Consider the following 11,352-nt stretch of genomic DNA (forward strand, 5'->3'; position numbering starts at 1 on the left):
ACGGGGAATGCCGGCCTCACCCGAGGCTGGAGCGATAGCCCAACTCCCTTAGGGCCTCGGGGTCCTTGCGCCAGTCGGGGTAGACCTTGACCTCGAGGTCCAGGTACACCTTCCGGTTCAAGAAGACCTCCAGCTGCTTCCTGGCCCCCTGGCCGATCTCCTTGATCTTCCGGCCCCCTTCCCCGATGACGATGGCCTTCTGGGAGGGGCGTTCCACGTAGAGGATGGCCTTGATGTAGAGGACGCCGTTTTCCCTTTCCGCCACCTCCTCGGTCTTCACGGCCACCGCGTAGGGTACCTCGTGCCAAAGGCGTTTCATGGCCTCTTCCCGAATGATCTCCGCCACCCACTCCCCGAAGTCTTGATCGCTTTTGGCGAAGTCCTCGGGGTAGAAGAAGGGGCCTTCGGGGAGGAGGGCTAGGAGTTCCGCCTTAAGCTCGGCCACCTGGCGCTCGTCCAAGGCGGAGAGTGTCCGGGTTTCCGCCTCGGGAAGGAGGGCATGGTAGGCCCTTAGGGCTTCCTCAGGGTACTTGGCCGCGTCCAGCTTGTTGCCCACCAGGAGGATGGGCACCTTCCCCACCAGGGGCCTTAGGGCCTTGGCCACCAGCTCGTCCTCCGGGGTAGGGGGGTGGCGCAGGTCCACCACCCAGACCACGGCGTTCACGTCGGCCAGGGCCTCATACACCTCTTGGTCCATAAACTCCCCCAGGGCGTCCATGGGCTGGTGGAGGCCTGGGGTGTCCACGAAGACGATCTGGCGGTTGCCTTCGGTGAGGATGCCCCGAAGGCGCTTGCGGGTGGTCTGGGGCTTGGGGCTGATGGGGGCCACCTTCACCCCCAGGAGGTTGTTGAGGAGGGTGGACTTGCCCACGTTGGGCTTGCCCACAATGGCCACGAATCCGGAATAGGTTTTCTCTTCCATGGTCCTTAGGTCATCCCGGCCCCCGGGGATTGGCCTTGAGGCCTGGGGCCGGACCTTCCAGCCACGGGCCTGGCCCGCAACCAAGGGCGGAATACGGGCTTTGCCCGTGGCCCAGGTTTTTCAGTATACTCCTAAGCCGTGGATCCCTAGCCCTGGCCCTGCTTCCCGGCATCGGGCCCAAGCGGCTTCTGGAGCTTTTGGCTGAGGAAAACCCGGTGCGTTCTTTAAAAGAGCGCTTTCCTCAGGCGGCGATAGGGCTTCCCCAGGCGGAAAAGGAAGCCGGGAGGGAAAGGGAGCGGGCAGCGGCCTTGGGGGTGCGCATCCTGGGCCTGTGGGAGGAAGCTTTTCCCGAGGGGCTCAGGCGGCTTCCCCAGCCTCCCACCCATCTTTACCTGAAGGGAGAACTTCCGGAAGAAGGGCGGGCGGTGGCCATCGTGGGTACCCGCAAGGCCACCTCCTGGGCCCTTTTCTTTACCCGGAGGCTGGCCCGGGAGCTGGCCGAGGCGGGGGTTGCGGTGCTTTCCGGTCTGGCCCGGGGCATTGACCGGGAGGCTCACCTTGGGGCCTTGGAGGGAGGAGGGCGGACCCTGGGGGTTTTGGGGAGTGCCTTGGACCGCCTCTATCCCCCCGAGCACCGGGAGCTGGCCCACAGGATGGACCTGGTTTCCGAGTTTCCCTTGGGCACCGGTCCCAAGCCGGAGTTTTTCCCGCGGAGAAACCGCATCATCGCTGGGCTTGCCCGGGCGGTGATCGTGGTGGAGGCCCCCTTGGAGTCCGGGGCCCTCATCACCGCCCGCTACGCCCTGGAACTGGGCAAGGAGGTCTTGGCGGTGCCGGGCCGGCCCACGGACGAAAACTCCCTGGGAGCCAACCGCCTTATCCAGGACGGGGCTTACCCGGTGCTTTCTGCGGAGGACGTCCTCTCCTACCTGGGGTTTTCCGGAAAGCCCAGGAAGGCGCTGGAGTTTTCCCAGGAGGAGGAGGGGCTTTACGCCCTGCTGCGGCAGGGGGAGGCCTTGCCCGAGGACCTGGCCCAAGCCTTGGGGTTGCCCCCAGAGCGGGTGCTTTCCCTCCTCACCCTCCTGGAGCTGAAGGGCCTGGCCCAGGCCTTGCCGGGGGGGAGGTATGGGTCTTTATAGCCCTAGCCGGGCCCAAGGGCCCGGCTAGGGGGTGCCCGCTTACTTGGCCTTCTCGTAAAGTTTCTTGGCTACCTCGTAGAGCTCACCTGGGTGGAACTCGGGGGCGAACTCGGCGGCGTCGTGGCCAGCGTCAAAGACCGGTCCGCCTTCGGGGGGTCCATCTACTACCCTTACCTCGCTACCGTCCTCTGGGGAAGGGCCGGACCAGATAAGCCCCAGGTCCTGATAGTCTGAGGGACTGAAGCGGTAAAGGTTTTTGTGGAAGCCTAGGCTCATGTATTTCTTGGCCTCGGGGATCTTGTCATTCTCAATCCGGGGGATGGGGAGCATCTTGGTCATCTCCACCCCGGTAAGGCTTTCCAAGGCTTTGCCGTAGGCGGCGGCGTGTACCCCGCCCCGCACCAGGAGATAACCGATCATCTCCCGGGCCACGGGGTTGGTGGTCATCTCGTAGACCCGGAGTTTATGAGTGCGCGCGGCCACCTCCAGAAAGAAGTTGTGCAGGAGGTCCAGGATGAGGTTGCCACTGGTGAAGACGTACTCCCCGTGCCAATGCTCCCCCATGGCTCCCATCACCAGGCTGTTAGCCCCGCCGGCGATGAAGTGGGCGGCGTTGCGGGCATCTTTGGCGAAGCCCAGAGGGGCCTGTACCGGGTCCGTGCCTTCTTCCAGGTCCTGACCAGGGTTCTTGGCCAGGAGGCTATTGATGGTGGCAGCCACCAGCTCGATATGGCCCAGCTCCTCGGTAGCGATGTTGGCGATGAGGTCATAATAGGGTTTGAGGGACTTCTTCCCCCGGAAGTTGAAGGACTGGTACATGTAGTTCATCAGGGTGGACATCTCCCCGAAGCGCCCTCCCAAAAGGGCTTGCACTGCTGCTGCTGCATTGGGGTCCTGTTCCTTGGGCATGGGCAACTCTATCTGTAGGCGATCTATCCTCAAAAACATCCTTACACCTCCTGCCTGGTCTAGCCAGGCACTTTTCACCTTAAGAAAGTTTTGCCTATAAGTCTAATAGATTATGATGACCGATGAGATAACATAAAACTATGACCTTAGACCAACTGCGCTACGTGGTGGCTTTGGTGGAGGAGAGGAGCTTCACCCGGGCAGCGGAGCGGATCTACCTCTCCCAACCTGCCTTAAGCGTGCAGATCCGAAAGCTGGAGGAGGAGCTACAGGTGAAGCTCTTTGACCGCAGGCGGGGAGAACCCACCGAGATAGGGCAGGCTGTGGCGGCCCAGGCCCGAAAGGTTTTAGAGGAGGTGGCCAGGATCAAAGCCATGACCCGGGGGGAGAAGGGGGTGTTTCTGGGTCCTTTCCATTTAGGTGTTATCCCCACCCTTGCTCCCTATTTGCTTCCCAAGCTGTTGCCTCGGCTTGCGGAAAGGTATCCGGCCCTCGAGGTTTCAATACGGGAGGAACTTACCCCTGATGTTCTCAGGGGACTTCGGGAAGGGCGCTTAGATGCAGGGCTTGTGGGTACAGAAGAGCGGGTACCTGGTGTGCAAACCCTGCCCCTTTTTTCCGAGGAGTTTCTAGCCTATGTGTCCCCTGGTCACTCCCTTTACGCTAAGGAGAGGCTTCACCCCTTGGAAATACCCCTCGAGGACACCTGGGTCCTATCGGAGGGGCACTGTTTTCGCGACCAGGTCCTTTCCGTTTGCCGCCCAAGCCTGGAAAGGCCCAAGGTGTCCTTCCAAAGCGGCAACCTGGAGACCTTGGTCCTCTTGGTGGAAGAGGTGGGGGGGCTTACCCTTCTTCCCCAGGTGGCCCTGTGGACCCTGCCCAGGGATAAGCATACTCACTTAAGGCCCCTAAGCCCTCCCGGTGCTGGGCGGACCGTGTACCTCTTGGTGCGGGAGGGGAGCCTGAAGGCACCCGTGGCCCGGGTTTTGGGGGAGGAGGCCAAGCGTATCTTCCAAGAGTTACGGTGGAAGGCCTGAGGGTAAAAAAGCGTTATGATGGGGGCGGAGGTTGGCCATGATCAAGCCCGAGGCCAAAGGTGGGGATGTGCATATCCAAGCGGGGCTCATCTGGATGAATGGGGCCCTTCTGCCCCAGGAGGAGGCCAAGACCAGCGTCCTAAGCCACGCCCTTCACTATGGGACCAGCGTTTTTGAGGGCATACGGGCCTATGAAACCCCAAGGGGTCCGGCCATCTTCCGCCTTCGGGAGCACGTGCGGCGCCTTTTCCACTCCGCCAAGGTGTTGCGCATGGAGATTCCCTTTGCCCCCGAGGAGATAGAGGAGGCCATCAAGGAGGTGGTGCGGCGAAACGGGTATAGGAGCTGCTACATCCGCCCCCTGGCCTGGATGGGGGCCAAGGCCCTGGGGGTGAACCCCTTGCCCAACAACCCCGCGGAGGTGATGGTGGCCGCCTGGGAGTGGGGGGCTTACCTGGGCGAGGAGGCGGTGCGCAAGGGGGCTAAGCTCATCACCAGCTCCTGGGCCCGCTTCCCCGCCAACGTGATGCCGGGAAAGGCCAAGGTGGGGGGGAACTACGTGAACTCGGCCTTGGCCAAGATGGAGGCGGTGGCCGCGGGGGCGGACGAGGCCCTGTTGCTGGACGAGGAAGGCTATGTGGCCGAGGGCAGTGGGGAGAACGTGTTTTTCGTGCGGGATGGGGTGGTCTACGCCCTCGAGCACTCGGTGAACCTGGAGGGCATCACCCGGGACTCGGTGATCCGCATCGCCAAGGACCTGGGCTATGAGGTGCAGGTGGTGCGGGCCACCCGGGACCAGCTCTACATGGCGGACGAGGTCTTCATCACCGGCACCGCCGCCGAGGTGACCCCGGTTTCCATGATTGATTGGCGGCCCATCGGCTCGGGGAGTGCCGGGCCCATCACCTTAAGGCTACGGGAGGTCTACCTGGAGGCGGTGCGGGGCCTGAGGCCAGAGTACCAGGGCTGGCTCACCTACGTGTGACCGCGTGAGCGCCGGCCGGAAACCCCCCATGGGCGAGGAGGTCCGGGACCTGGGGCCGGGGGGCTCCTTCCGGGGTTGCCTGCCCTTTGGGAAGGCCAGGGCCAAGCGGGCGGAGGAGGTACGAGGGGCGGGGCCCTACCGCTTCGCTGGAGGCTATTTCCCCAGCCAGTCCTGGAGGACCCTTTGGTAGAGGTTAGGGTCCAGGCGGGGGTTTTGGTAAAGCCCCGCTTCCAGCCTTTGCCTTTGGGCCTCAAAGAGGATCACCGCCGCCGCCACGCTCACGTTGAGGCTTTGCACCATGCCCAGCATGGGAATCTTTATGGCCCCATGGGAAAGGGCTAAGGCTTCCTCGGATACCCCCCATTTCTCCGCCCCCAGGAGGATGGCCGTGGGCTGGGTGTAGTCCACCTCCCGGAAGTCTTGGGCATCCTCCCGCAAGGCGGTGGCGTAGACCCTAAAGCCCCTTTCCTTGAGATAGGCCATGGCCTCCCGGATGCTGGGGTGCACCCTCAGGTAGACCCACTTGTGGCTTCCCCCGCTGGTCTCGTTGAAGGTGGGCACCCCACCGGTGGGGTTCACGGCATGGGCCTCCAGGACCCCCACGGCGTCACAGCTGCGGAGTATGGCCGAGAGGTTGTGGGGCTTGTGCACGTTTTCCAGCAAAACGGTAAGGTCGGGCTGGCGCCTCCTTAGGACCTCCTCAATGCGGCGTCTACGGGCCTCGGTCACGGTTTCTCAGCTTAGCGATCAGGGGCTTTAAAAGCCAGCGCTTGAGCTTCAGGGCCTGGCGGTTCACGATGAGGCGGGCGGTGGAGTGGGCCAGAACCTCCACCTCCACGAGGCCCGCCGCCTTGAGGGTGGCCCCGGTCTGGACCACGTCCACCACCGCATCCGCCAGGCCCGTAACCGCCGCCAGCTCAATGTTGCCGGATAGCTCCACCACGTCCGCTACCCAGCCCCGCTCCTTCAGGAGTCTGTTGGTGAAGGAGGGGTACTTGGTGGCGATGCGGCGGATGGGGGAGGTGTCCCCGGGGCGCCGGATGAGGGAAAGCCGGCAGGCCCCGAAACCCAGGTCCACGGGCTCAAACAGGTCCCGGCCCGAGTCCAAAAGGATATCCTTGCCCACCACCCCCACCTCGGCGATCCCCAGGTCCACGTAGACGGGCACATCCTTGTTACGAAGCTCCAGGAGGGCGATTCCCCCTTCCTGGCCGTGGAGGAGGGCCCGCTCGTTTTCTATGGCGGGGAGTTCCAGCCCCGCTTCGCTTAGCGCCTCGTAGGCTTCCCGGAACATCCTCCCCTTGGGCAGGGCGATGGTGAGGGCAAAGCGCTTCATGCCTCCTCCACCTGGAAGACCCGCTCCCCTTGGGCCAGGTAGCGGATGCCCCGGGCCTTGGCGTAGGCCACCGGGTCTTCCCCATGGAAAAGCTCCACCCGTTTTTCCTTTGCCTGGAGGCGGAGGGCCTTAAGGTCCAGGGCCAAGACCTCGGGCGATTCCTCCGCCTGGGGGGGCCTCAAGGCCTCCAAGGCCCGCTCTACCCCTATGGCGAAGCCCGCCGCCACCGGGAGGAGGGCCCCGTCGTACCGGCCGCCTCCCAGAAGGGGTAGGCCGAAACCTGGGGTGTAGGCCCGGAAGAAGATCCCCGAGTAGTACTCGTAGCGCCGGGCCATGCCCAGGTCCAGGAGCACGGGCCTTTCCAAAAGCTCCAGGGTCCTTTCCAGATCCTCCAGGGCCTTCCTGGCCCGCTCGGGGAGGGGCAGGCGCTTGGCCTCGGAGAGCACCTCCACCTCCCCGTAGAGGTCGGGGAGGGCCAGGAGGGTACGCCTGGCCTCGGGGGATACGGGGTGGCGGGAGAGGAGCTCGGTGAGCTCGGGGAGGTTCTTGCGGTGAATGGCCTTTTGCGCCTCCTTCCGGGCCTCTTCCGGTAGGCCCGAGGCCTTAAGCACCTCCCCCACCAGGCTGGGAAGGCCCACCTCCACCTCCCCTTCCAGGCCCAGGGCCTCGAGGGCGGCGAAGGCTAAGGAGAGGATCTCCGCATCCGCCAAGGGCCCCGTGGCCCCGATGAGTTCGAGCCCCACCTGGGTGTACTCCCGGTAGCGGCCCAGCTCCGCATCCCCTTCCCTAAGCCAGAGGGGCCCCGCGTACTGGAAGCGGGTTACCCCTTCCCCCAGGTGGGGCCTTAAGAGCTTGGCCAAGAGGGTGGTGAACTCGCTCCTTAGGGCCAGAACCTCCCCCGTTTTGTCCACCAGCTTGAAGGCCCGTTCCGCCAGGGGATGGGTGGGGTCGTAGACCTCCAGGGCCGGAAGCTCCACGGGCTCATACCCGTGGCGGAGGAACAGATCCCGGAGCCGGGCCATGAGCTCGGCCTTGAGCCGGGCCTCCGGGGGGAGGAGGAAGCGGGTACCTTCGGGAATCATTCCTTGACCAGGATCTCCACGCTGAGGATCTTGTCCCGCTCCCTCCGGGCCCCGGGGCCCTCCGTGGGGGCCAGGCGCCTTACCACCTCTATCCCCTCCACCACCTGGGCGAAGAGGGTGTACTGCCCGGTGAGGTGGGGGGTGGGGGCCAGGGTGATGAAGAACTGGCTGCCGTTGGAGTTGGGGTCCTGGGTGCGGGCCATGCCCACCATGCCTTCCCGGTCAAAGGCCAGACCCGGGGCGATCTCCAGGCCAAAGCTGTACCCGGGCCCACCCCGGCCCGTGCCCGTGGGGTCCCCGGTCTGGGCCACGAAGCCGGGGATGACCCGGTGCCACTCCACCCCCTCAAAGTAGCGGTGGAGGGCCAGGAAGACGAAGGAGTTCACCGTGTTGGGGGCCTCTTTTTCCAGGAGGTCCAGGAGGATGTCCCCCTGGGTGGTCTTGATGCGGGCGTAGTAGTCTTTTCCGGGCTGCAAAACGGCTTCTGGAGCCTTAAAGGAGCGCACCGGTGTTTCCGAAAGGTAGGGCAGCGGCTTCATGCTTTCCCCTTTGCAGGCGCTCAAGAGGAGAAGGAAGAGGAAAAGGGCGCGCACACCCATAGCCTACACCCGGGGCAGGGTGATGCCCCTTTGGCCCTGGTACTTGCCCTGGCGGTCCTTGTAGGTGGTCTCGGGCTTTGGGCCCTCCAGGAAAAGGATCTGGACAATGCCCTCGTTGGCGTAAACCTTGGCGGGCAGGGGGGTGGTGTTGGAGATCTCCAGGGTGACATGCCCTTCCCAGCCGGGTTCCAGGGGGGTCACGTTGGCCACGATGCCGCAGCGGGCGTAGGTGCTCTTACCCAGGGCGATGGCGATCACGTTTTCCGGCATGCGGATGTACTCCACGCTCCGGGTGAGGGCGAAGGAGTTGGGGGGGATGATGACCTCTTCCCCCTCATACTCCACGAAGCTTTTGGGGTCAAAGCCCTTGGGGTCCACCACCGTGGAAAAGACGTTGGTGAAGATCTTCCATTCCGGGGCGGCGCGGAGGTCGTAACCGAAGCTGGAAAGCCCATAGCTGATAACTCCTTCCCGCACCAGCCTTTCCTCAAAGGGTTCGATCATGCCCCTTCTGGCCATCTCCCGGATCCACCAGTCCGGCTTAATCATGCCTTCAACTATACCCGCTAGACTGGACCTATGCGAAAGCTCTGGCCCCTCTTCCTCCTCCTGGCCGCCTGCGGCACCCAAGACCCCACGGGGGTGGGGATGGAACCTTTGCGCCTCACCAGCACCACCCTGCCCCCCGCCTACCTGGGGGAGGCCTACACCGCCACCTTCAGCGCCGAAGGGGGGGTGCGGCCCTACGCCTTTAGCCTCGAGGGCCAACTCCCCCTGGGCCTTACCTTCCAGGGGGGGCGGATCACGGGAACCCCCAAGGAGAAGGGCCAGTTTTCCCTTACCCTCACCGTGGAGGACGGGGCCAAGAATAGCCGGGTGCAGCGGCTTACCCTCACCGTCTCCGACCCGCCCCCGCCCCGGCTCACCCTGGTGGCCCCGCCCGCCCAGGTGGAGGGTCCCTTTGTGCTCCTGGGACGGGTAGAGGTGCGGGAGGCCCTGGGGTTCCAGCTGGAGCTGCCCTTGAGGGACCTGGTGCCGGACCTGGCCAGCTTGAAGACCTTAAGCCCTGTCCACCTGGTGGACTATGACCCGGCAACGGGGCTTTTGCGCCTGGATATGGCCTTTCTGAGGCCGGTGAAGGACCAGGAGGTCTTCCGGCTCCTCCTCACCCCGCAAAAACCCCTTACCCCGAGGCTGGCCCCCCGGGTGGTCTTCTACGACAAGGAGGGGAAACCCCTGGGGGAGGCCTTGAAGCGGGGCAAGCCCTTTGCCGAACTCCTAGGGCTGGCCCAGAACTGGGGCAAGGAGGGGAAGGAGCTCAAAGGGGACCTGAACGGGGACGGGAAGGTGGAAGGCGCCGACCTCCAGGCCCTGGGCCAGGGCTACTTCCCCAAGGCCAGCGCCCCGGTGCCCCCTGGGGGCCCCCCTCCGGCCGGACAGGAAGAAAGCCCCCCTCCACCCCAGGAGCAAGGCTCCCCCTGAGACCGTGGGGGCGTGCACGGGGGGTTTTGGCCAGGCAAGGCGGGGTGGTCTCACAGGGCCTTGCGGATGGCCTCGGCATCCTCCCGGCGAAAGCCGTAGAGGGTGACCTCGAGGGTATCCGGAGCCTTCTTGATCTCCTCCAGCATCACCCGGGCTACGCTTTCCACGGGAAGCCCCCCCACCCCGGTGCCCAAAAGGGGGAAGGCCACGGTCCTTAGCCCCAGCTCCACCGCCTTTTCCAGGGCGCTACGGGTGGCCTGGCGCACGGTTTCCAAGCTGGCGGGCTCGTCGCCCAAGACGGCGGCATGGATCACGTAGCGCACCCCCAGGTTCCCCGCCCCCGTGACCGCCGCTTCCCCCACCCGGATCTTCCCGATCCGGTCGCACTCCTCCTGGATGGAGGGGCCCCCTTTCCTTAGGATGGCCCCCGCCACCCCAGCGCCCAGCTTCAAGTGGTTGTTGGCGGCGTTGACGAGGGCATCCCCCCGGAACTCGGTGATGTCCCCTTCTTGGACGCGGATGCGGGCCATGTCCCCATTTTCCCGTACAATGGGCCTGATGTCACGGGATATCTTGGGCCTCGAGGGGCGGATCGTCATGGTCACGGGAGCCGGCAGGGGCTTCGGCCGGGCCATTGCCCACGGCTACGGGCGCAATGGGGCCACGGTTATCGCCGTGGACCCCGACGTGGAGATGGCCACCGGCGTGGCCTCGGAGGTGGAGGCCCTGGGGGCCACGGCCATCCCCATTCGGGGCGATATGAGCGTGGTGTTGGACGTGACCAGCACCTTTGAAAAGGTGGAGGAACTCTTTGGCCTACTGGATGGCATCGTCCACGTGACCACCGCCGAGAGCAAGACCCCCTTCGTGGAGCTTCTGGAGGGGGAGTGGTACGACCTCATGAGCCAGGATGTGAAGTCCAGCCTGTACGTGCTCCAGCAGGGTTTGCGCCACCTGGCCGGGGGTGGGTTTGTCACCCTGGTGCTACCGCCAGCGGTGCGCATCGAGCCCCATACCCTTTCCGTGCGCCGGGCGGTGGAAGGGCTCATCGAGGGAGTTACCCGGACCTTCCCCGGGGTGCGGGTCAACGGGGTGGTGCCCTCCCGGGACCCGGTTTCCGAGGTGTATGACCAGGCCCTGGTCCGGGCGGCCTTGGGCCTGGGGTCCATGGTCTCTGAGGGAATCCGGGGGGTGGTGCTGGAGGTGGAGCTTCCCGAGCCTCCCCCATCCCCCGAGATCTACGAGCTTCTTAGGGAAGTGCCATGAAGTGCCCTTACTGCGGCCATCCCGATACCCGCGTGGTGGACTCCCGCCCTTCCGACGAGGGGGCAGCCATCCGCCGCCGGCGGGAATGCCCGGCCTGCGGCCGCCGTTTCACCACCTACGAGCGCACCCAGCTGGAGCCCCTGATGGTCATCAAGCGGGATGGGCGCAAGGAGCCTTTTAACCCGGATAAGCTCCTGAGGGGGCTCCTCCTGGCCTGCGAAAAGCGCCCCGTGGATCCGGAGGCCCTCCGCCGCTTTGCCTATACCTTTGAGGACCAGGTGGCCGGGCCGGAGGTGTCCTCCGAGGAGATCGGCCTCAAGGCCATGGCCTTTCTGCGCGACCTGGACCATGTAGCCTACATCCGCTTCGCCTCCGTGTACCGGGAGTTTGACTCGGTGGAGCGCTTCATCGAGGAGATCCGCCGCCTGGGGGGTGTTGACAAGAAGGAGGGGGCTTGATAGCATAGCTTTTGCTGCGCGGGCGAAAGCCCAAGCAGGGGGATCTTGAAAAGGGGAGAGCAGAGGCCAACACCAAGCCAATAACGCCTTTAGGCGTTTTTTTGTTGGAGAGTTTGATCCTGGCTCAGGGTGAACGC

14 protein-coding genes are annotated in these 11,352 nt (G+C 64.6%); 6 read left to right on the plus strand and 8 right to left on the minus strand.

What is annotated here, in order from left to right; genetic code table 11:
- Window positions 1–16 precede the first annotated feature (16 nt).
- Window positions 17–922, minus strand: coding sequence for a GTPase Era (era, locus tag L0D16_RS03720; protein ID WP_243030104.1), 906 nt, complete (start codon window positions 920–922; stop codon window positions 17–19).
- 125 nt (window positions 923–1,047) lie between these two features.
- Between era and dprA the strand changes: the two genes are divergently transcribed.
- Window positions 1,048–2,061: a DNA-processing protein DprA gene (gene dprA, locus L0D16_RS03725; protein WP_243030121.1), complete on the plus strand. Its 1,014-nt coding sequence runs from the start codon at window positions 1,048–1,050 to the stop codon at window positions 2,059–2,061.
- Between the two features lie 39 nt (window positions 2,062–2,100).
- Here the strand turns inward: dprA and L0D16_RS03730 are convergent, their stop codons facing one another.
- Window positions 2,101–3,009, minus strand: coding sequence for a manganese catalase family protein (locus L0D16_RS03730; RefSeq protein WP_243030105.1), 909 nt, complete (start codon window positions 3,007–3,009; stop codon window positions 2,101–2,103).
- Window positions 3,010–3,110: 101 nt separating this feature from the next.
- Here L0D16_RS03730 and L0D16_RS03735 point away from each other — a divergent pair, with 101 nt between their 5' ends.
- Window positions 3,111–4,007, plus strand: coding sequence for a hydrogen peroxide-inducible genes activator (locus L0D16_RS03735; protein ID WP_243030106.1), 897 nt, complete (start codon window positions 3,111–3,113; stop codon window positions 4,005–4,007).
- 37 nt (window positions 4,008–4,044) lie between these two features.
- The gene (locus L0D16_RS03740; RefSeq protein WP_243030107.1) at window positions 4,045–4,992 is read left to right on the plus strand and encodes a branched-chain amino acid transaminase; all 948 of its coding nucleotides are present in this window, start codon (window positions 4,045–4,047) and stop codon (window positions 4,990–4,992) included.
- Between the two features lie 153 nt (window positions 4,993–5,145).
- On the opposite strand, the gene trmH is transcribed toward L0D16_RS03740, so the two are convergent.
- Genes trmH through dcd form a run of 5 tightly spaced genes read right to left on the minus strand, consistent with a single transcriptional unit; the run spans window position 5,146 to window position 8,558 of the window.
- Entirely contained in the window at window positions 5,146–5,721 is a 576-nt protein-coding gene (gene trmH / locus L0D16_RS03745; protein WP_243030108.1) for a tRNA (guanosine(18)-2'-O)-methyltransferase TrmH, read from the minus strand.
- Window positions 5,705–6,328 carry an ATP phosphoribosyltransferase gene (hisG, locus tag L0D16_RS03750; RefSeq protein ID WP_243030109.1) on the minus strand — a complete coding sequence of 208 codons (624 nt, stop codon included), beginning with the start codon at window positions 6,326–6,328 and terminating at the stop codon, window positions 5,705–5,707. The genes trmH and hisG overlap by 17 nt, the downstream gene beginning before the upstream one ends.
- Window positions 6,325–7,410: an ATP phosphoribosyltransferase regulatory subunit gene (locus L0D16_RS03755; protein WP_243030110.1), complete on the minus strand. Its 1,086-nt coding sequence runs from the start codon at window positions 7,408–7,410 to the stop codon at window positions 6,325–6,327. Before L0D16_RS03755 ends, hisG begins: the two co-directional genes overlap by 4 nt.
- A complete protein-coding gene (locus L0D16_RS03760; protein WP_243030111.1) occupies window positions 7,407–8,009 on the minus strand; it encodes a peptidylprolyl isomerase in 603 nt (200 codons plus the stop codon). The genes L0D16_RS03755 and L0D16_RS03760 overlap by 4 nt, the downstream gene beginning before the upstream one ends.
- Window positions 8,010–8,012: 3 nt before the next feature.
- Window positions 8,013–8,558 carry a dCTP deaminase gene (gene dcd / locus L0D16_RS03765; RefSeq protein WP_243030112.1) on the minus strand — a complete coding sequence of 182 codons (546 nt, stop codon included), beginning with the start codon at window positions 8,556–8,558 and terminating at the stop codon, window positions 8,013–8,015.
- Between the two features lie 30 nt (window positions 8,559–8,588).
- Between dcd and L0D16_RS03770 the strand changes: the two genes are divergently transcribed.
- Window positions 8,589–9,491, plus strand: a complete 903-nt coding sequence (locus tag L0D16_RS03770) for a putative Ig domain-containing protein (protein ID WP_243030113.1) — start codon at window positions 8,589–8,591, stop codon at window positions 9,489–9,491.
- 50 nt (window positions 9,492–9,541) lie between these two features.
- Here the strand turns inward: L0D16_RS03770 and L0D16_RS03775 are convergent, their stop codons facing one another.
- Window positions 9,542–10,021 carry a macro domain-containing protein gene (locus L0D16_RS03775; RefSeq protein ID WP_243030114.1) on the minus strand — a complete coding sequence of 160 codons (480 nt, stop codon included), beginning with the start codon at window positions 10,019–10,021 and terminating at the stop codon, window positions 9,542–9,544.
- 28 nt (window positions 10,022–10,049) lie between these two features.
- Here L0D16_RS03775 and L0D16_RS03780 point away from each other — a divergent pair, with 28 nt between their 5' ends.
- Window positions 10,050–10,757: an SDR family NAD(P)-dependent oxidoreductase gene (locus L0D16_RS03780; protein WP_243030115.1), complete on the plus strand. Its 708-nt coding sequence runs from the start codon at window positions 10,050–10,052 to the stop codon at window positions 10,755–10,757.
- Complete coding sequence (nrdR, locus tag L0D16_RS03785) at window positions 10,754–11,215, plus strand: transcriptional regulator NrdR (RefSeq protein ID WP_243030116.1); 462 nt, start codon at window positions 10,754–10,756, stop codon at window positions 11,213–11,215. The genes L0D16_RS03780 and nrdR overlap by 4 nt, the downstream gene beginning before the upstream one ends.
- Window positions 11,216–11,352: the final 137 nt, after the last annotated feature.

It is taken from the genome of Thermus altitudinis, assembly GCF_022760835.1.
Classification (GTDB): Bacteria; Deinococcota; Deinococci; order Deinococcales; family Thermaceae; genus Thermus; species Thermus altitudinis.

Excerpts from the sequence above, each read along its gene's own strand:
- L0D16_RS03730 (WP_243030105.1), bottom strand. The coding sequence starts at position 3,009 with ATGTTTTTGAGGATAGATCGCCTACAGATAGAGTTGCCCATGCCCAAG.
- era (WP_243030104.1), bottom strand. The coding sequence starts at position 922 with ATGGAAGAGAAAACCTATTCCGGATTCGTGGCCATTGTGGGCAAGCCC.
- L0D16_RS03775 (WP_243030114.1), bottom strand. The coding sequence starts at position 10,021 with ATGGCCCGCATCCGCGTCCAAGAAGGGGACATCACCGAGTTCCGGGGG.
- nrdR (WP_243030116.1), top strand. The coding sequence starts at position 10,754 with ATGAAGTGCCCTTACTGCGGCCATCCCGATACCCGCGTGGTGGACTCC.
- L0D16_RS03780 (WP_243030115.1), top strand. The coding sequence starts at position 10,050 with ATGTCACGGGATATCTTGGGCCTCGAGGGGCGGATCGTCATGGTCACG.
- L0D16_RS03735 (WP_243030106.1), top strand. The coding sequence starts at position 3,111 with ATGACCTTAGACCAACTGCGCTACGTGGTGGCTTTGGTGGAGGAGAGG.
- L0D16_RS03740 (WP_243030107.1), top strand. The coding sequence starts at position 4,045 with ATGATCAAGCCCGAGGCCAAAGGTGGGGATGTGCATATCCAAGCGGGG.
- L0D16_RS03770 (WP_243030113.1), top strand. The coding sequence starts at position 8,589 with ATGCGAAAGCTCTGGCCCCTCTTCCTCCTCCTGGCCGCCTGCGGCACC.
- L0D16_RS03760 (WP_243030111.1), bottom strand. The coding sequence starts at position 8,009 with ATGGGTGTGCGCGCCCTTTTCCTCTTCCTTCTCCTCTTGAGCGCCTGC.
- dcd (WP_243030112.1), bottom strand. The coding sequence starts at position 8,558 with ATGATTAAGCCGGACTGGTGGATCCGGGAGATGGCCAGAAGGGGCATG.
- L0D16_RS03755 (WP_243030110.1), bottom strand. The coding sequence starts at position 7,410 with ATGATTCCCGAAGGTACCCGCTTCCTCCTCCCCCCGGAGGCCCGGCTC.
- hisG (WP_243030109.1), bottom strand. The coding sequence starts at position 6,328 with ATGAAGCGCTTTGCCCTCACCATCGCCCTGCCCAAGGGGAGGATGTTC.